17 protein-coding genes are annotated in these 18,763 nt (G+C 70.6%); 11 read left to right on the forward strand and 6 right to left on the reverse strand.

The genetic code is table 11. The features are described 5' to 3' along the window. Nucleotides 1-28 precede the first annotated feature (28 nt). Nucleotides 29-3,400: a BTAD domain-containing putative transcriptional regulator gene (locus tag OG587_RS43015; protein WP_329084614.1), complete on the forward strand. Its 3,372-nt coding sequence runs from the start codon at nt 29-31 to the stop codon at nt 3,398-3,400. A gap of 164 nt (nt 3,401-3,564) precedes the next feature. On the opposite strand, the gene OG587_RS43020 is transcribed toward OG587_RS43015, so the two are convergent. Beyond that, entirely contained in the window at nt 3,565-4,080 is a 516-nt protein-coding gene (locus tag OG587_RS43020) for a hypothetical protein (protein ID WP_329084615.1), read from the reverse strand. 160 nt (nt 4,081-4,240) lie between these two features. On the opposite strand from OG587_RS43020, the gene OG587_RS43025 reads away from it, so the two are divergent. The 6 genes from OG587_RS43025 (at nt 4,241) to atzF (ending at nt 11,420) form a co-directional block, all read left to right on the forward strand. Further along, nucleotides 4,241-4,795 carry a DedA family protein gene (locus OG587_RS43025; RefSeq protein ID WP_329084616.1) on the forward strand — a complete coding sequence of 185 codons (555 nt, stop codon included), beginning with the start codon at nt 4,241-4,243 and terminating at the stop codon, nt 4,793-4,795. Between the two features lie 43 nt (nt 4,796-4,838). After that, nucleotides 4,839-5,894: a D-alanyl-D-alanine carboxypeptidase family protein gene (locus OG587_RS43030; RefSeq protein ID WP_329084617.1), complete on the forward strand. Its 1,056-nt coding sequence runs from the start codon at nt 4,839-4,841 to the stop codon at nt 5,892-5,894. A 302-nt stretch (nt 5,895-6,196) separates the two neighbouring features. After that, nucleotides 6,197-6,844: a GntR family transcriptional regulator gene (locus tag OG587_RS43035; protein ID WP_329084618.1), complete on the forward strand. Its 648-nt coding sequence runs from the start codon at nt 6,197-6,199 to the stop codon at nt 6,842-6,844. Between the two features lie 144 nt (nt 6,845-6,988). Further along, on the forward strand, nt 6,989-7,669 hold the full coding sequence (locus tag OG587_RS43040) for a cysteine hydrolase family protein (RefSeq protein WP_329084619.1): 681 nt from the start codon (nt 6,989-6,991) through the stop codon (nt 7,667-7,669). Between the two features lie 3 nt (nt 7,670-7,672). After that, the gene (locus OG587_RS43045) at nt 7,673-9,280 is read left to right on the forward strand and encodes a hypothetical protein (protein ID WP_329084620.1); all 1,608 of its coding nucleotides are present in this window, start codon (nt 7,673-7,675) and stop codon (nt 9,278-9,280) included. 283 nt (nt 9,281-9,563) lie between these two features. Next, the gene (atzF, locus tag OG587_RS43050) at nt 9,564-11,420 is read left to right on the forward strand and encodes an allophanate hydrolase (RefSeq protein WP_329084621.1); all 1,857 of its coding nucleotides are present in this window, start codon (nt 9,564-9,566) and stop codon (nt 11,418-11,420) included. 174 nt (nt 11,421-11,594) lie between these two features. On the opposite strand, the gene OG587_RS43055 is transcribed toward atzF, so the two are convergent. Then, nucleotides 11,595-11,777, reverse strand: a complete 183-nt coding sequence (locus OG587_RS43055) for a type II toxin-antitoxin system Phd/YefM family antitoxin (RefSeq protein ID WP_329084622.1) — start codon at nt 11,775-11,777, stop codon at nt 11,595-11,597. Between the two features lie 24 nt (nt 11,778-11,801). Here OG587_RS43055 and OG587_RS43060 point away from each other — a divergent pair, with 24 nt between their 5' ends. Both OG587_RS43060 and OG587_RS43065 read left to right on the forward strand, forming a co-directional pair. After that, the gene (locus tag OG587_RS43060) at nt 11,802-12,998 is read left to right on the forward strand and encodes an RNA-guided endonuclease InsQ/TnpB family protein (RefSeq protein ID WP_329084623.1); all 1,197 of its coding nucleotides are present in this window, start codon (nt 11,802-11,804) and stop codon (nt 12,996-12,998) included. Further along, nucleotides 12,995-13,348, forward strand: coding sequence for a Rid family hydrolase (locus OG587_RS43065; protein WP_329084624.1), 354 nt, complete (start codon nt 12,995-12,997; stop codon nt 13,346-13,348). Before OG587_RS43060 ends, OG587_RS43065 begins: the two co-directional genes overlap by 4 nt. 89 nt (nt 13,349-13,437) lie before the next feature. Here the strand turns inward: OG587_RS43065 and OG587_RS43070 are convergent, their stop codons facing one another. Beyond that, a complete protein-coding gene (locus OG587_RS43070; protein ID WP_329084625.1) occupies nt 13,438-14,160 on the reverse strand; it encodes a 5-formyltetrahydrofolate cyclo-ligase in 723 nt (240 codons plus the stop codon). 13 nt (nt 14,161-14,173) lie between these two features. Continuing rightward, nucleotides 14,174-15,334 carry a helix-turn-helix transcriptional regulator gene (locus OG587_RS43075; RefSeq protein ID WP_329084626.1) on the reverse strand — a complete coding sequence of 387 codons (1,161 nt, stop codon included), beginning with the start codon at nt 15,332-15,334 and terminating at the stop codon, nt 14,174-14,176. Between the two features lie 240 nt (nt 15,335-15,574). Here OG587_RS43075 and OG587_RS43080 point away from each other — a divergent pair, with 240 nt between their 5' ends. Beyond that, entirely contained in the window at nt 15,575-15,913 is a 339-nt protein-coding gene (locus OG587_RS43080; protein WP_443075354.1) for an ATP-binding protein, read from the forward strand. Between the two features lie 93 nt (nt 15,914-16,006). On the opposite strand, the gene OG587_RS43085 is transcribed toward OG587_RS43080, so the two are convergent. Further along, the gene (locus OG587_RS43085; protein ID WP_329084628.1) at nt 16,007-16,909 is read right to left on the reverse strand and encodes a TrmH family RNA methyltransferase; all 903 of its coding nucleotides are present in this window, start codon (nt 16,907-16,909) and stop codon (nt 16,007-16,009) included. Beyond that, nucleotides 16,902-17,720 (reverse strand): DUF4184 family protein, encoded by an 819-nt coding sequence (locus tag OG587_RS43090; protein WP_329084629.1) that lies wholly within the window; start codon nt 17,718-17,720, stop codon nt 16,902-16,904. The genes OG587_RS43085 and OG587_RS43090 overlap by 8 nt, the downstream gene beginning before the upstream one ends. Nucleotides 17,721-17,917: 197 nt before the next feature. Between OG587_RS43090 and OG587_RS43095 the strand changes: the two genes are divergently transcribed. Next, complete coding sequence (locus tag OG587_RS43095) at nt 17,918-18,547, forward strand: hypothetical protein (RefSeq protein ID WP_329084630.1); 630 nt, start codon at nt 17,918-17,920, stop codon at nt 18,545-18,547. Nucleotides 18,548-18,763 lie beyond the last annotated feature (216 nt).

Genomic DNA, 18,763 nt, shown 5'->3' on the forward strand with positions numbered 1-18,763 from the left:
GGAAGGCCCGCGTAGCGTGGCGGCTGACATGGTGGCGTTCCGAGTTCTCGGCCCGGTCGAGGCGCATTCCGGTGAGGACGAGCTCGACCTGGGCGGGCTTCGTCAACGTGCGGTCCTGGCACGCCTGCTCGTCGCGCGCGGACAGGTCGTTCCCGTCGACTCCCTGCTGTACGACCTGTGGGACGACGACGCGGCCAAGGGCGCCCAGTCAGGCCTTCAGGTCTACATCTCCCGGCTGCGCAGGGTGCTGGAGCCCGGACGTCCGCGCGGGGGTCCCAACCGGCTGCTGGTGACCGTGGCATCGGGCTACGCGCTGCGCGCCGCCCCCGACCAGGTCGACGCGCTGCGTTTCGAGACGCTGGTCCGCACCGCGGGAGAGCACCTGGAGGGCGACGAGCCCGCCTCCGCGCGGGCCCGCCTGGAGAAGGCCCTGGGCCTGTGGCGCGGCACCCCGTACTCCGACTTCGCCGACCAGCCGTGGGCCGAGGCCGAGGTCAACCGGCTCACCGAGCTGCGCCTGGTGGCCCGCGAGCGGCACGCCGACAGCGGCCTGCGGATGGGCCTGCCCGCCGAGTCGGTGCCCGACCTGGAGGCGCTGACCACCGAGCACCCGCTCCGCGAGGAGGGCTGGCGGCTGCTCGCCCTGGGCCTGTACCGCTGCGGACGGCAGGGCGACGCGCTGGCGGCGCTGCGCCGGGCGCGCACGATCCTCTCCGACGAGCTGGGCATCGACCCGGGCCCTGCGCTGCGCAAGCTGGAGTCCGACATCCTGTCCCAGGATCCCGGACTGCAGCTCGCCGCCCCGCCGCCGTCCAGGCAGCGCCAGCAGGTGGCCGCGGAGACCTGGCCGCCCAGGCCCACGGTGGCCCAGGTGGAGCTTCCCCCGCTGGAGCCGGAGCCGTTCGTCGGCCGCGACGCCGAGCTGGGCAGGCTCACCACCGCCGCGGCCAGGACCGGCAGGTTCACCGTCGCGATCATCAGCGGCGACGCGGGCGCGGGCAAGACCACCCTGGTCCGCCAGCTCATCAGGCGGCTGTCCGACGACGGGTGGGGCATCTCCTCCGGCGCCTGCCCCGACAGCAGCGCCACGCCTCCCGGCTGGGCCTGGGTGGAGATCCTGCGCACCCTGGTGAACGCGGCCGGGCCCGGCGAGTACGCCTCGCTGCTGGCCCCGCTCCTCGACGACGCGGCCCCCGAGCCCGACGACGACCAGGCCTCCGGCGGGTTCCGGCTGCACCGGGCGGTGGGCGGCTACCTCGCCGCCGTCGCCAAGGAGACGCCGATCCTGCTCACCCTGGAGGACCTGCACTGGGCCGACGACCAGACGCTGGCGCTGCTTCGCGCGTTGCCGAGCCTGCTGGCCACCAGCCGGGTGCTGCTCGTGGTGACCTGCCGCGACAGCGAGCTGAGCGACCAGCAGGCCGACGTGCTGGCCGCACTGGCCAGGCTCGGTCCCGTCCGGGTCGGCCTCACGGGACTCGACACCAAGGCGGTGGCCGAGCTGGTCAGGGCGACCTGCGTGCGCGAGGTCGACGAGGACGCGGTCAACAGCATCGTCGAGCGCACCGGCGGCAATCCCTTCTTCGTCCGCGAGACGGTGCGCCTGCTCGACGCCGAGGCGGTGAGCGACCGCGCGACGGCCGCCGAGGTCATCTCCGGCGTGCCCTCCGGTGTCCGCGACGTGCTGCGCAGGCGCATCTCCCGGCTGCCCACGATCGCCCAGCAGATCCTGCTGCAGGCCGCGGTGATCGGCCGCGACGTCGACGTGGACGTGCTGGTCGACGTCTCGGGCGACGAGGAGGCCGTGGTCGACGCGGTGGAGGCGGCGCTGCTCGCCGGCCTGGTCACCGAGCCGGGCCCCGGCATGCTGCGCTTCGACCACGACCTGGTCCGCGACACCCTGTACTCCGACGCCTCCCGGCTGCGCCGCTCCCGGCTGCACGCCGCGGTGGCCTCGGTGATCGAGCGCAGGAAACCCGGCGACGTGGCCGCGCTGGCCCACCACTACGACTCGGCGGGCACCAGCGAGACCGCCGGCAAGACGGTGCACTACGCGGGGCTCGCCGCCGAGCAGGCCGAGCGGCGCTTCGCCCACCGCGAGGCGGCCACCCTGTGGGAGCAGGCCATCATCGCCTTCGACAGGTCGGGCGTCACCCACACGCCCGACAGCACCAGGGAGCGGCTGCTGCTGACCCTGCGGCTGATCAAGGCGCTGGCGCTCTGCGGCGACATGGCCGCGGCCCGCAGGCGGCGGCGCGAGGCGATGGACGCGGCGCTGCCCCTGGGCAACCTGGAGCTCACCGCCCGGGTGGCCGCCTCGCTGGCGGTGCCGCACAAGGGCATGGCCCGCGACTTCACCCGTACCGCCTGGGAGATCGTCGACGTCGCCGAGCAGGCGCTGGTCGAGCTGCCCGCCGGTGAGCAGTCGCTGCGGGCGAGCCTGCTGGCCACGCTCGCCCTGGAGCTGGAGGGGTCGGCGACCCCCCGGGGCGAGCAGGCCTCGCTGGAGGCCGAGGAGCTGGCCCGTCGCTCCGGTGACCCCGCCCTGCTCGCGACCGCGCTGAGCGGGCGGCTGCGCCAGTCGTACGGCATCACCCCGGTGGGCGAGCGTGAGGTCATCGGCAGGGAGCTGCTGGAGGTCGGCAAGGCGACCGGGCAGATCTCGGTGCAGGCCCTGGCCCACCTGGTGCTGATGGAGTGCGCGGCCGCCTCGGGCGCGTTCGCCGAGGCCGACGCGCACGTGGCCGCCGCCGAGAAGATGGCCAGGCAGTACGGCCTGTCCGCGCCGGCCGCCGTGGTCGCCTGGTACGCCGGGCAGCGCCTGATGATCGCCGGTGACTTCGCCGGGGCGGAGCGCGCCTACCGCGACGCCGCCCGGCTGACCGCCAAGGCCGGGATGCTGGAGGGCCGCCAGGACCTGCCGCTGATCACCACGTTCTGCCTGCACCTGGTGAACGGGCGGGCCGCCGAGATGGTCGAGCCGCTGGCCGAGGCGCACCAGCGCGGGGCCAAGTGGACCCTCGACGCCTACGCGGTGGCCCTCGCCTCGGCGGGCCACCACCGCGACGCGCGGGCCGTCATCGCGGTGAAGACGCCGGTGCGCCCCGACTTCCTCTACGAGCTGGCGATGATCTGGCGGGCCCTGGCGGGCATGCTGCTGGACGACCGGGAGCGGATGATCGAGGCGTACGACACGCTGAAGCCGTTCGCCGACCGGATCGCGGGCGCCGGGACCGGGGTGGTGGCGCTCTGGCCGGTCGCCCTCACCCTGGGTGACCTGGCGCTGCGGCTGGGCTTCACCGACGCGGTGAAGCCGCACTACGAGAACGCCCTCGCGGTGGCCGAGCGGGTCGGCGTGGGCCGGTGGGTGGAGGCGGCGCAGCGCTCCCTCGGTGGCTGACACGTCCCGGTGACCGGTCTTCGCGGAGGTCGGATCTTCCCGGGGCCGGGCTCCTCCCGGAGGTCGCCCCTTCCCGGGATCCGGCTCTTTGCGGGGGCCGCCCCTTCCCGGGATCCGGCTCTTTGCGAGGGCCGGCTCTTTGCGAGGGCCGGCTCCCGGAAGGATCAGCAGCTGACGAGGAACCTCTCACTGCGCAGCGGGGCGTCGCCGGAGACCGACAGCACGACGCGGTACCAGCCGGGGTTGTTGACGACCCTGGGCTGCCACTCGACGGTCTGGCTCTCACCGCTGAAGCCGGACCCGATGCCCAGGTAGGTCTGCCAGCGGCGGGTGCCGGGGCTCCAGCGCTCCAGGCGCCAGCCGTAGGAGACCGTGGCCCGGGGGTCGTTGTTCTCGACGAGGCTCCGAGCCTGGTACGGCCTGTCGCAGGGACCGAGCGCGTCGACCGCGCTGACGGTGACCGTACCGGGGGCCGGGACCTGGGCCGTGGCCGGCATCGATCGCGATGACAGCTCCACCGTCCGCGCCTGCGCCGCCGCACCGGCCGGCTGGGCCGGGATGCCGTACGTGGCCTCCACTCCCAGGTAGGCTCCGGCAAAGGCGAGGGTGGCGATGAGCAGCTTGACGGCGCTCACGGTTCCACTCGCCACCACCGGCGCCACACTGCTACGCGGACTCATGACAAACACCTTCCTTCGTTACTCCAAGGTGTACGCCACGGTTCTTGCTCCGGAGTTGACGTCCGCTTGCAGGCGGGGCACCCAAAGGGGGTCCGCCATGCCGATCCAGGTAAGCCTGCCCTAATATCGAGTCAAGGCAGGTGGGACGACCGTGGTGGTGATGTTCAGAATGCGACCTGTTGTGGCGGGCATCCCCGACCCGACCTCCGCGTCCTTCCTGGGCATGCCCCTGTGGCTCTGGGTGATCGTCGGCGGCGTGGCCCTGTTCGGCGCGTTCCAGGCCTACTACTGGATCGGCCACGTCCTGGGTTCCAGGCTCTACACCTCGCGCCTGGGCGTCAGGATCGGCCAGGAGAACATCACCCGGGTCGAGAACGTCGTCAGGAAGTGGGGCGCGCTCGCCGTCTACGCCTGCTTCTGGGTGCCGGGGCTGCGCCACACGCTGCCCTGGGTGGCCGGGGTGCTGCGGATCTCCTACCCCTGGTACGTCGTGGCCAGCGCGCTCGGCTGCCTGACCTGGGTGCCGGTGACCTCCTTCGGCCTGTACTCGGTGATCTGGGGCTGGCTGGGGCTGGCCGCGCGGTCGCCGCTCCTGGCAGGTCTGGCCGCGCTGCTGGCGATCGCGGTGGTCGTCGGGTTCGTCCGCTGGCGCCGCCATCGGGCCGCCCGCCGCGAGGCGGAGAAACACCCGCCGCAGATGTCAACTTTTCAATAGCCAAACCGACAACTTCCGTATATCAACGGCGTCCTCTGCCAGCATGGCTCGCATGCATCACGGGGGAACACGTCTTATAGCCCGCGCCGCGCTGGTCACCGCGGTCACCCTGGCCACCGCGTCTCCGGCGCCCGCCCTGGCCTGGGGAACCTCGGCACCCGCGCCGGCCTGGGGAACCTCGGCACCCGCGCTGACCGGCGGCTCTCCGGCGCACGCCCTCGCCGCCGGGTCCACGGCATCCGTCCCGCTCGCCGCACCCCGCGCATCCGCCCTCACCGCCGCACCCGGCGCGCTCACCTTCACCGCCGCGCCCGCCGGAGAGCGGCGCGCCTCCGTACCCTCGGTACCCGGACGGGCCGCGTACCTGTACGACGCGGACACGGGAACGGTCCACCTGAACAAGCAGGCGGGGAAGCGGATGCCGGTGGCCAGCCTGACCAAGGTCATGACGGCGTACGTCATCCTCAGGGAGGCGAAGCTGGACGACACCGTCACGATCCAGGCGGCGGACGTACGGCACGCGGCGACGAACGGCGCGACGCACGCCTCCCTGCGCGCCGGGGAGCGGCTCACCGTCAGGGACCTGCTCTACGCGGTCATGCTCCCCTCGGGGGCGGACGCCTCCCACGCCCTGGCCCGCGTCTACGGTCCGGGCAACACGAAGTTCGTGGCGAAGATGAACGCCACGGCCCGCTCCATGGGACTGGTCGACACCCGTTACGCCAGCGCCGACGGCCTGCCGAAACCGGCTCCCGGCCACTCCACCGCCCTGGACCAGGCGAAGCTGGCCGACCTCGCGCTGCGCGACCCGGTGCTGCGGATCATCGCGTCCACCAGGCGCCACGTCGTGGCGAAGTCCAAGGTGCACCGGGCGCACGTCTGGACCAACTCCAACAAGCTGCTCGGCAAGACGCCGGGGGTCATGGGTCTGAAGACCGGCTACACCGGCGCCGCCGGATACTGCCTGTCCTTCGCCGCCGACCGCGACGGCCACCGGCTCGTCGGCGTCATCCTCGGCGAGTCCAACGCCGACCGACGCTTCCAGACCGCGACGCGGCTCCTCGACTGGGCGAGCGAGCAGACTCCGCCCGAGCTGTGATGACCACGGGAGTGCCGTACCAGCGAACTGCGAGAAGTGCGGGAGTGGCATGCCCCGAATCGTGAGGACGACGAGAGCGGCGTACCACCGAACTGCGAGAAGTGCGGAAGTGGCGCGCCCCGAATCGTGAGGACGACGAGAGCGGCGTACCACCGAGTTGTGAGGGCGGCGAAAGTGGCGTGCTCCCGACCGGCTCCCGACCGGCTCGCGCCCGGAACACCCGGCCGCGCCGCCATCCCGCGCGTGGGAACTCCGCCGTTCTCTGAGAGAGTTTGTTCCACACGTCGAGAGGAGTTGGACGGGTGGAACCCGATGGGGAGCTGAAACACCCCAGCCTGGTCGAGCTTTCGATGCGGCGGCTCCGTCACGAGATCCTCTCCGGTGCCCTCGCGCCGGGCGAGCGGCTGATCGAGGAGCAGCTCACCCAGCGGTTCGGCATCAGCCGGGCGCCGCTGCGCGAGGCACTGCGGTCGCTCGGGCAGCAGGGGCTGGTGGAGCACCTGCCCCGGCGGGGGGCCCGCGTCACCGAGCTGACCAGGGACGACGTGGACGAGCTGTTCGGGCTGCGCGACGTCCTCGAACGCTACGCGGTCGAGACCGCGCTGCCGCTGTCCGGCGCGCACGACATGACCGCGCTGGGCGAGGCGCTCGAGGGCATGGCGTCGGCGGTACGGCTGGACAACCCGCTCGGCGAGAACGAGGCACACCGGCGCTTCCACGTCGCGCTGGTCGCGCTGGCGGGCCACCGCCAGCTGCTGATGGCGTACGAGCCCGTCATCCTGAAACTGCAGCTCTACATGGCCGCGAACCTGCGCAGGGAGGCCGAGCAGCGGGCCCCGTCCGAGGGGGTGGAGCGGCACAGGCGGCTCTTCGAGGCCATCGCCTCCGGCGACCCGGCCACCGTGCTCGACGCCCTGTCCCGGCACGGAGCGCGCACCTACATCGGCTGAACGCCCGGCCACGGAGAAACGCACGCCGGGCGGCGCGATCACGCTCCGATCCGGCTCGCTAACAGAAGCGTAACCGGGCGGGAAACCCGCCGACATAATTCTGTCGACAATCGACAAAAGGAGGATCCGAGGAACGGAGTCAACGTGTCCGATCCGCTTCTCGTCGAGGCCGAGCCGTACGCATACGGATTCGATCCGCGACACACAGCGCTGCTGCTCATCGACATGCAACGGGACTTCGTCGAGCCCGGGGGTTTCGGGGAGACCCTGGGCAACGACGTGTCCATGCTGCGGCGGGTCATCCCGCCGCTCCAGGAGGTGCTGGCCGCCACCCGCGCGGCGGGGATGACCGTCATCCACACCCGCGAGGGGCACCTGCCCGACCTGTCCGACTGCCCGCCCGCCAAGCTCAACCGCGGCGCGCCGTCGCTGCGCATCGGGGATCCCGGTCCCAAGGGACGGATCCTGATCCGCGGCGAGTACGGCCACGACATCATCGACGAACTGGCCCCCGCCGAGGGCGAACTCGTCGTCGACAAACCCGGCAAGGGCTCATTCCACGCCACCGACCTGGACCGGACCCTGCGGGCGGCGGACATCCGCAGCCTGATCATCACCGGCGTCACGACCGAGGTGTGCGTGCACACCACCGTCCGCGAGGCGAACGACCGGGGTTACGAGTGCCTGGTCCTGTCCGACTGCGTGGGCTCGTACTTCGCCGAGTTCCAGCGGTACGGGCTCGAAATGATCGCCGCCCAGGGCGGCATCTTCGGCTGGGTCGCCCTCTCCGGCGGCTATCTCAAGGCACTCGAAACACGGAGCTGACCGATGACCACGACAACCGACCCCGTCAAGCTCAAACTCCCCTGGTGGGTCAGCGGGGACACCAACGCCTTCTTCGGCCTCGGCTTCAACGTGATGGTCAACGTGCTGGTGCTGAGCGGCCTCTGCCTCGGGGTCGTCCACCTGCCCGGCTCCGACGTGTTCGGCGTCATCCTCCCGGCGATGGGCATCCAGCTCCTGATCGGCAACGTGTACTACACCTACCTCGCCCGGCGACTGGCCCGCCGCGAGAACCGCACCGACGTGTGCGCGATGCCGTACGGTCCCAGCGTCCCGCACATGTTCATCGTCGTGTTCGTGATCATGCTGCCGACCTACCTGGCCACCAAGAACCCCCTGCAGGCCTGGGTCGCGGGGCTGGCCTGGTGCTTCATCATCGGCGTCATCGTGCTGATCGGCGCCTTCGTGGGTCCGTACATCCGCCGCTTCACCCCCAGGGCGGCGATGCTCGGCACCCTGGCGGGCATCTCGATCGCCTTCATCTCGATGCGGCCCGCCGCGCAGATGTGGGAGGCGGCCTGGATCGCGCTGCCGGTGCTGGTAATCATCATGGTCGGCTTCTTCACCGACCTGAGGCTGCCGGGCAACATCCCCGTCGGGCTCGCCGCGCTGCTGGCCGGTACCGCGATCGCCTGGATCGGCGGTTACATGAACCCCGCCGACGTGGGCGCCGCCGCCGAGAACATCGCGGTGAGCCTGCCGTCGCTGAACATCGACCGCCTCCTCGAAGGACTCGGCCAGGTCTCGCCGCTGCTGGCCACCGCCATCCCCCTGGGCATCTACAACTTCACCGAGGGCATGAGCAACGTGGAGAGCGCCGCCGCCGCGGGCGACTCGTACAACCTGCGTTCGGTGCTCCTGGCCGACGGCGCGGGCGCGGTGGTCGGCTCGATGCTGGGCTCGCCGTTCCCGCCCGCCGTCTACATCGGCCACCCGGGGTGGAAGTCCGCGGGCGGCCGTACGAGCTACTCGATGGCGAGCGGCGTCGTGATCGCGCTGTTCTGCTTCCTCGGCATGTTCGCGCTGCTCGGCGCGGTGCTTCCGGCGCCCGCGATCGTGCCGATCCTGCTCTACATCGGCCTGCTCATCGGCGCCCAGGCCTTCCAGTCGGTGCCGAAGGCGCACGCGGTGGCCGTGGTGATCGCGATCATCCCCAACATCGCCTCCTGGGCGCAGGGCTACATGGACAACGCGCTCGCCGCCGCGGGCACCAGCGCGCGGGAGGTGGGGTACGACACGATCGCGCAGAGCGGGACGGTCTACGAGGGAACGGCCCTGCTCGGCGGCGGCGCCGTGCTCGCCGGTCTGGTGCTCGGCTCGATCACGGCCTTCATCATCGACCGGTCGTTCCTGTGGGCCGCCGGGTACGCCTTCGTCGGCGCGGCCCTGGCCTTCATCGGCCTGATCCACGGCGAGCGGGTCGAGTGGAACGCCAACGGCCAGGTCTCCCTGGGCTACCTCTTCGCGGGGCTGATCCTGCTCGCCTTCGTCTTCCTCAAGCCCAAGCCGTCGGACGAGACGCCGGACGCCGCCGGCGAACCCGAGCGGACCCCCGCGAGACCCGTCTCCGCGGAGGCCCCCGCCACCTCGTGAACGGCACCCCGCGAACCGGCTGGCACCGGCTCGCGGGACACGCCGTACGCCGACAACCCTCGCGAACTGATCCGCCCCCACGCTCCCGCACCCTCGCACCCTCGCGCCCCGCGTCCCCTCGCCCACTCTCGCCCCGCGTTCCGCACCCTCGCCCCGCGTTCCGCGCCCTCGCCCCGCGTTCCGCGCCTTCGCGCCTTCGCGCCTTCGCGCCGAGCAGCACGTAACACCGGGAACCACGTACACACAGGAAAGGCACATGCACCCTCCGCCTGATCCGGACAGCATGCCCCACCCCACCCTGGAGAACACGGCCGGCCCGCTTCGCCTGGACCTGGAGAGCCTCTCCTGCCTCTACCGCTCCGGGGCGGTCCGCCCCGCCGACGTCGCCGGGGAGGTGCTCGCGCGGATCGCGGCGCGGGGTGACGACCACGTGTGGATCACCCTGCGCCCGGCGGCGGACCTGCTCGGCGACGCGGCCGAGCTGGTCCGCCGCTGGCCGGATCCGGAGACCCGGCCGCCGCTCTACGGTGTCCCGTTCGCGGTCAAGGACAACGTGGACGTGGCCGGGCTGCCCACCACCGCGGCCTGCCCTGCCTACTCCTACGTCCCGGAACGCGGCGCGCCGCTGGTGGAACGGCTGCTCGCGGCGGGCGCCCTCCTCGTCGGCAAGACCAACCTGGACCAGTTCGCCACCGGCCTGTCGGGCACCCGCAGCCCGTACGGCGCGTGCGAGTCGCCACTGCTGCCGGGCCTCATCTCCGGCGGGTCCAGCTCGGGCTCCGCGGTGGCGGTGGCCGCGGACCTGGTCTCGTTCGCCGTCGGCACCGACACGGCCGGGTCGGGCCGGGTGCCCGCCGCGCTCACCGGCACCGTCGGGGTCAAGCCGAGCCGGGGCCTGGTCAGCACGCTCGGCGTGGTGCCCGCGTGCGCGTCACTGGACTGCCCGAGCGTCTTCGCCCGCTCGGCCGCCGACGGCCTGGCCGTCCTGTCCGTCATCGCCGCTTTCGAACCCGCCGATCCCTGGTCACGCGCACTCCCCGTCCCCGGCCCCGTGCCACCTTCCGCGTACTCCCTGCGAATCGGGGTGCCGCGCGAACCGGAGTTCTTCGGCGACACCGCCGCCGAGGCGGCCTTCGCGGAGGCGGCGGAACGGCTCACCGGCCTCGGCCACCGGCTCGTCCCCGTAGATCTCGACCCGTTCCTGGCCGCGGGACGGCTGCTGTACGAGGGGCCGTGGCTCGCCGAACGGCTCGCCGCGGTCGGCGACTTCGTCGCCCGCAACCCCGGCGAGGTCCACCCGGTCACCCTGAAGGTGCTGTCCGGCGGCGGCGCGCTCAGCGCCGTGGACGCCTTCGAGGGGCTCTACCGCCTGCGCGCGCTGGACGCGGAGACCCGGAAGGCATGGGCCTCGATGGACGTCCTCGCGGTCCCGACCGTGCCCACGACCTTCACCATCGCGGAGATGCTCGAGAGCCCGATCGAGCGCAACGCGATCCTCGGCCACTACACGACCTTCACCAACCTCCTCGACCTGGCCGGAATCTCCGTACCCGCCGGAACGACGACCACCGGCCGCCCGCACGGCGTCACCTTCCTGGGACCGGCGGGCTCCGACGAGCTCCTCGCCGGCCTCGGCGCCACCTTCCACACCCTGACCGGCGGCCCCGCGATCCCGGTCCGGAACACGCGACCGACGGCCACCCCCGTCCCGGACGCTCGACCGGCAGCCGTCCACACACCCGAAGCGCGAGCGGTGCTCGCCGTGGTCGGCGTGCACCGCTCCGGCCAGCCGTTGCACGGCCGGCTCACCTCCCTGGGAGCCACCGGCCTGGGCACCGCCCTGACGGCTCCCCTCTACCGCCTCTACGTCCTGAACGACGGCGACATGCCACGCCCGGGACTGGTCCGCTCGACCTCCGGTGGGGTCCCGGTGGAGGTCGAGCTGTACGACCTGAGCCCCTCGGCGCTCGGCACCCTGCTGACCCAGACCACCCCGCCCCTCGGCCTCGGCACGATCGAACTCGCCGACGGCCGCGCGGTGCACGGCTTCCTCTGCGAGCCGTACGCCACCGAGCAGGCCCCCGACATCAGCCACCACGGCAACTGGCCGGACTATCTCCTCTCCCTGCCACGGTCCTGACGATCCGGCGACGGCCACTCCACGGTCGTTCCGGACCCGCGCCTCAGCGGTCGCGGGCTCGGAACGACCGTGCGCGAACCGGGCCGGGAACACGCCACCGCTGATTGCTACCGAAAAGCGAGCCGACGCCCCGGCCTTCAGGCCGGGGGGTGAAGGCCCGCGCGGGAGTGCTCGCTAGGGCGCGAGCGTGCCCTGACCTTCCAGTTCTTGCCGCTCAGCCCACCATGCGTAGGGCACCAGGACGGCGCGGGGCTCCCCGTGTCGCTCCACGATGGTGGGCTCGCCGGTGAAGTGGGCGACGTCGATACGGCGGCCCAACCAGTCTCGGAGTTGTCGAACACTCATACGCTCAGTCATGGAATTCACGGTACCTTTGGTACCGTGCAGCTTCGTTACAACTACCGGGTCTATCCGGACGCCGACCAGCGTGCCGCGCTGGCCCAGGCGTTCGGGTGCGCCCGCGTGGTGTTCAACGACGGGCTGCGCGCACGCCAGGACGCCCGAGAGCAGGGCCTGCCCTACGTCTGCGACGGGGAGCTGTCCAAGCGGGTCATCACGCAGGCGAAGCTCACTGTGGAGCGCGCGTGGCTGGGTGAGGTCTCAGCAGTGGTTCTTCAGCAGGCACTTGCCGACCTCAACACCGCGTACCGCAACTTCTTCGCCTCCCTGTCCGGGAAGCGCAAGGGTCGCAAGGTGGCCCCGCCCCGGTTCCGGTCCCGCAAGGACAACCGGCAGGCGATCAGGTTCACCAAGAACGCCCGGTTCGCCGTCACACCGGGCGGGAAGCTGCGCCTGCCGAAGATCGGGGACGTGTCCATCCGCTGGTCGCGCGACCTGCCGTCGGAGCCGTCGTCGGTGACGGTGGTCAAGGACGCGGCGGGCCGCTATTTCGCGTCGTTCGTGGTCGAGGCGGCCGATGCACCCCTGCCGGGTGTCGCGGGCGAGGTCGGCATCGACCTGGGACTCACGCACTTCGCGGTGCTGTCCAACGGCCGGAAGATCAGCAACCCGCGCATTCTGCGGCGGGCGGCCAAGAAGCTCCGCAGGGCGCACAAAGCGCTGAGCCGCACGCAGAAGGGCTCAGCGAACCGCAAGAAGGCCAAACTGAAGGTCGCCAAGGCGTACGCCAAGGTGACCGACACGCGCCGGGACTGGGCACATAAACTCTCCACCGCATTCATCCGCGACAACCAAGCGGTGTATGTGGAGAACCTGGCGGTGTCCGGTCTGGCGCGTACGAAGCTGGCCAAGAGCGTGCACGACGCGGGCTGGTCGCAGTTCGTCGCCATGCTGGAGTACAAGGCCGCCAAGTATGGGCGAACCTTCGCGAAGATCGACCGGTGGTTTCCGTCGTCGAAGCTGTGCTCGGCGTGCGGAACCATCGCCGAGTCGATGCCGCTCAACGTCCGATCGTGGATCTGCGCCTGTGGCGCGGCCCACGACCGGGACGTCAACGCGGCGATCAACATTCTGGCCGCCGGGCGGGCGGACAGGTTAAACGCTTGTGGAGGTGACGTAAGACCACCGCTCGCGGTGGCAGACGCCGATGAAGCAGGAAGCCTTCGGGGTGCCGCATGAGCGGCACCTGCGAGAATCCCCAGCCTTCAGGCCGGGGAGCGCGTCAAGACTACGCGACCATGACGATCTCCGAGGACGTGGTAAAGCAGGCCGAGCAGTGCCTGCGCAACATCGAGGCGGCGCCGACCGAGGCGGGCTGCCCCTTCGCCGATGTCGTCCGGGTGCGCTACATGCTGCCCGACCGCGAGGACTTCGAGCCCTGCTGGCCGATCCTGCGCCGCCACTTCGGCGAAGTCCGCCCGGCCGCGACGATGCTCGTGTGCGGCCTCGCCGACCCCCGCATGAGAATCGAGATCGAGGTGGACGCGCGACGCCCCGCGACATCGGAGCTCGCACCTGTCGTTGACTGACCGCTGAGAACAGGGATCGCATGCTCGTCAGTGGTCCCTGCTCCGCGATGGTGGAGCATGCCTCGACCGTCCCGGCGAGAGGTGTTCTCTTAGCTGAGGCTGTTCTTGGCACGTCCCCTCAGGAGAGGAATCGCGGCTATCTTCTCGGTGGGCATGCTGGACCAGATCAGACCATCGGGTCGGCGATGAGGCGGACAGGCGATGACGTCCTTCTCCGTGACGATGAGATCCACCCTGAAGTCGTGCTCCCCCTCGGGGAGAGGTTCATCGACCATCTGAAGCGAGTGGACGGTGGTCACGATCACTGTCCGGTCGCTCACCAGGCCCGCCTCGATGAGTAGTCCCACCTCGATGTCGGAGTAACCCGCCCCCTTGCCGAGCCGGACACCCTCTCGGTTGACCGCGACGGTTCCGCAGACCACCAGGTCGATCGGGCGCATCTCCTCGATCCCCACCCTGGGGCTGGCGTCTGACGCGACCTTGCTCGATGCCGCCTGAGCCGGAGGCAGCGCGGAGCGCGCCGGGTCGATGAGGTAGAAGGGTTCGATCGTGGCGAGTTTCGGAACCGCCATGTAGAGGATCTTGCCGTCGGCGAGCGCCCGCGCCCGGACGGGAAGCTGGGCGGTGTCCGGGTTGGCCTTCACCGTTCGCGCCTTCCGCCACGGAGGAGTCGCGGCGAGTAATTCAGCGGCCTTGTCGGAACCCACGAAGTCGGGGATGTACCCACGAGCGTCGGGAGTGGAGATCTCCCCTTCAATCAGGGCCGACCACACACGCTCTCGGACGGCCTGCTTGTCCTCGTCAAGACTCATGTCTCCCAATCCCTTACGCCGCCATGAGCGCGAAGAGACGGTCGCTGATTTCCCGCACCCACGGCTCGTGCCGCCAGGGAGACAGTTCACGCCCGGCGGTGAAGGCGATGTTCAGCCCGCCGCCGCCTCGCGTCTCCTCCACGAGGTCGATCGCCTCGTGGAGCGTGCCGCAGGCTTCTTCCGGCTTTCCCTGACGAATGTGAGCCAGCGTGAGATTTCCCAGCACGATGGACCGGGACTTCTTCCACTGGACGAGCCCACGCGCGGTCCTGGCGAGGATCTCCTCAGCTCTGTTGTGCACCCCGAGAAACAGATAGCAGGACCCTGCCATACGGTCGAACTGCGAGAACGAGAACATGTGCATGGCCTCATCGTCATCGCGGATCCGGGCGAAGGCATCCTCCGCCGCTCCCAGTGCCTTCTCGCAGTCGCGGCGTTCGCCGAGCATGGCGTACGCCTCACCGACATGCAGGAACCCCAGGCCCACGAGCACATGGCTCGCCGGTTCACCGACGATCGCCGTCTCGTGGCAGAGTCTCAGCCCTTCCTTGAGATCCTTGCTCCCGTACAACGCCACGAATCCTTTGCGCAGGTGGGCGTGGGCTTCCAGAACGGGGTCCCCGACCTCTCTGGCGGCGCTCACCGCCTGATCGAAATAGCGCCCCGAAACAGCGTGGTCGCGTCTCTGTGAGGCATCCCAGATGAGTTGTCCCATCAGCGTCGCCGATTCGGCTATCGAGACGCACAGCTCGCGCCGAATCCGCCGGTTCGGCGCGTGGTTCCGCAGCAAGGACAGGTGACTATGGCACTGACCTGCGGCGGCGAGCAGCGAGGCGGAGGGCGCGGTGTCGTATTCGGCGGTGAGGCGCTGAACCTCTTGTGCCAGATGGGCGACCGCCACGAGGTCGACGGCTACGGGATTTCGCAGTACGAATTCGAGTCGATCCAGCCCCGGTACGTCCTTCGCGTAGCCAGCGAGGATACCTTCGAGTTCTTCCAGGGAGACTTTGAGGATCACCGCGAGCTTGGGACGTTGCCATGGGCGCGGCTCGGTCTCACCGAGTTCCCAGCGCACGACGGTCGAGCGCTCGACCCCAACGGCGTGTGCGAAGCTCTCCTGCGAGAAACCCAGCGATTTGCGCCGTTGTGTAAGTCGTTGTCGTCTGGTCGGCACGCTCCGCTTCTCCCATGGGACTGTCAGGAGTTCCTCCTGAAGTATTCCTCTCCTTCGCGCAGCTCATCAGGCTCAATGCGACATTGATGCGTCGTTTCCGCACCGTTGTGCTGTGGAATGAGAGGGCATGAGGGTGTCTCCTGCTGAGCTATGACCAGTCGCCACCCTACGTACACAAGCGATGACCTGTCGCGGATATTCACCCTGTCCCCGGTTCCGGCGTCGGCCCCCATGGCACGCATGTTGGTACGACAGACGCTCATCCAATGGGAGATCACGCACTTCCAGGAGCAGGCCGACCTTCTTGTCACGGAGCTGACGGCTAACGCGGTCAGGCACGCCCGCGTAGGTGACGCGTCCGTGAAGGTCCTGCTGACGTACGCAGCCGGAACGCTCAGGATCGAGGTCCGCGACCGTGACAGGACCACCCTGCCGATATGGCGGGAACCGGGTTCCGAGGAGGAGACGGGACGAGGACTTCTGATCGTTGACGCCTGCGCCGATCGCTGGGGAGTCCGGCTGGCGGAGTCCGGCAAGACGGTCTGGTGCGAGCTCGCCACCCCTTCGTCCGATAGGTAGAACAACCACGGACGACCTCGGGAAGCACCCGTTCGGTTCACCCGTCGATGCGAGCACGCACAGATTCGCGAGTGGTCGGCCCCGCCGTAGGGCTCAGCTCGCGCGCATGAGGCCGTGGCAGGCGATGGCGGCGGCGGCCACCACGTTGAGGGAGTCGACGCCCATGCCCATCGCGGCCGGGCTCATCGGGATGCAGACCGCCTCGTCGGCCTCGCGCAGCCAGCGAGAGGAGAGCCCGTCCCCCTCCGAGCCGAGGAGGAGGGCCACCCGGTCGGCCATGGTGACCTTGTCCATGGGGGTGGCGGACTGGTCCGGGGTGAGGGCCAGTGTCTGGAAGCCCGCCGCGCGCAGTTCGGCCAGGCCCGCGTACCAGTCGGTCATCCGCGCGTACGGGATCGCGAAGACCGCGCCCATGGAGACCTTCACCGAGCGCCGGTAGAGGGGATCGGCGCAGCGCGGTGAGAGGATCACCGCCTCCACGCCGAGGGCGGCGGCGCAGCGGAAGATGGCGCCGACGTTGCCGTGGTCGACGAGGTCCTCCAGGATCAGGATGCGCCGGGGCGCCACGTGCTCGGCGGGGGTGCTTCGCCCGACGGGGTGGCCCGATCCGGGTTCGCCGCCCGACCGCGCCTCGTGCTCGGCGGGAGCCCTTCGGGCCTCGCGCCCGGACAGGAGATCCTCCACCCTGGGAAGGGGGAGGCGTTCCATGGCGGCGAGGGCGCCTCGGTGGACCTGGAATCCGGTGACCGCCTCCATGACGGCGTCGTCCACGACGTGGACCCGGTCGCCGAGCGGGCCGAGGAGGTCGGCGAGGGGTCCGGCCCAGCGGGAGGTGAGAAGGACGGAGCGCACGGGGTGGCCCGCCGCGACGGCGCGGCGGATGACCTTCTCTCCCTCGGCGATGAAGAGGCCGTGCTCGGCCTCCATGCTCTTGCGCAGCTCGACGTCACGCAGGTTGGCGTAGTCGGCCAGGTGGGGGTCGATGGCTTCAGGCACCCTCGAATACTGCCATGACCCGCCTGAGCTGCCATATCAGCGCGTAGACGAGCAGCATCACGGAGCAGCCGACGACCACCCCCGCGCCCAGCCTCGTCACGAGCTCGGCCCTGTTGCCCGGAGGGAAGGCCACCGACCAGGCGACCGCGCCCAGCGGGATCGACACGGCGGTGGCCAGGAGCACGGCCACGCGCCCGCCCGCGGGCAGGAGCAGCCGCTCGGGCACCGGCCGCGGCTCCATCCGGGCCAGTCCGCGCCAGGCCCACCAGAGGACGACCGCCAGGCCGACCACGGTGGAGGTGTACTGCAGCAGGCGGAACAGGGGGATCACTCCCGCCACCCGGACGTCCAGCCAGCTCCAGCCCCACAGGGCCGAGCTGTACGAGTGGGTGAAGGAGTCCCAGAGCTTGTGGGTGAGGGCGCCCACGACACCTCCGGCGATCACGGCGGGCAGCCGCCGCAGCCCGTACATGCCCGGGGTCAGTGAGGCGGCGCGCCCGGCGAGGGTGGGGGGCAGGAGCGCGGTCAGCGGGTCGCGGAGCACCAGGTGGAAGACGGCGAGCAGCACCACGACGGCGAACGGGTCGATCGTGAGGACGCCCCTGAGGGAGTGCCAGATCATGTAGTCGGGCAGGAAAGGGAAGAAGATCGGCAGGTCGGGCACCATGGCGCCCAGGGCGAGGGCCCAGGGGTCGAGGAACCGGCGCGTCCGCTCCGAGGAGATCAGCGGCAGCACGGCTGCGACATGGCTGGGCGTGAACGGCACGGACTTCCCTCCGACGATCTGCTGGACAGGTCCATCTTCCGGCATGACCGCCTCGCGACAGTGGGCTTTCGCCTGCCCGTGAGGCCCCACCGCTCTCCTGCGGCGACCGCCGCGTAAGAGCACACCGCCGCGCGCGCGAGCACACCGCCGCCACCGTGAGGAGTTTTGCCACTTCCCCGCCTTTCGACCCTCTGTGACGTATAGATTACCCAGCGTCGTCGAACGGGTACCCGGAGACCGTCGTGCCTGATCAAATCGTGCTGGCGCCGCCGAGCGCCGAGTGGTTGCGTGACGCCCGCAGGGCTCGCACTCTCTCCCTGGCGACCCTGGTCTGGCTGGGCGCCGAGAGCGTGCTCGGCATCGCCGCCGGCCTGGGGGCGCACTCGGTCGCCCTCATCGGCTGGGGCGTGTCGGCCCTGGTGGAGGCGACGGCCAGCCTGATCGTGGTCTGGCGGTTCACCGGGGCGAGGACCGGTTCCGCGCACGCCGAGGAGCGGGCCCGCAAGGCCGTGGCGATCAGCTTCTGGATCCTCGCCCCCTACCTGGTGCTGCACGTGGCGCACGATCTGGACGCCGGCCACCGGGCTGTGCCGAGCGTGCTCGGGATCGTGGTGACGGCGGCCAGCGTGGTCGGCATGCCGTTCCTGGGGATGGCCAAGCGGCGACTGGGCGTCCGGCTGCACTCGGCGGCGACCGCGGGCGAGGGGACACAGAACCTCATGTGCGCCCTGCTCGCGGCGGGGGTTCTGGCCGGGCTCGCACTGAACTCCGTCGGGTGGTGGTGGATCGATCCCACCATGGCGGTTCTGCTGGCGGCGGTGGCGGCACGCGAGGGCCTCAGGGCGTGGCGCGGGCACTCCTGCTGCCACTGATCACCCCTTTACCGCCGGCTCCCCCGACCACCGATCGCCTGTTTCCCGTCGTCGTTCATCCGTTCCCCTCGGCCATTGATCATCTGTTTCCCCGGCGCCGATCTTCCATTGTTTGCGCCACCTGACCAGGCGATCTTCATCGCCGCCGACCGTCGGCCACCTTCACGGACACAGGGTTTCATGATCAACACATACGGTAACAGCAGTACCGAAATG

The sequence above is a fragment of the Streptosporangium sp. NBC_01469 genome (genome assembly GCF_036227305.1).
In the GTDB taxonomy this organism is placed as follows: domain Bacteria; phylum Actinomycetota; class Actinomycetes; order Streptosporangiales; family Streptosporangiaceae; genus Streptosporangium.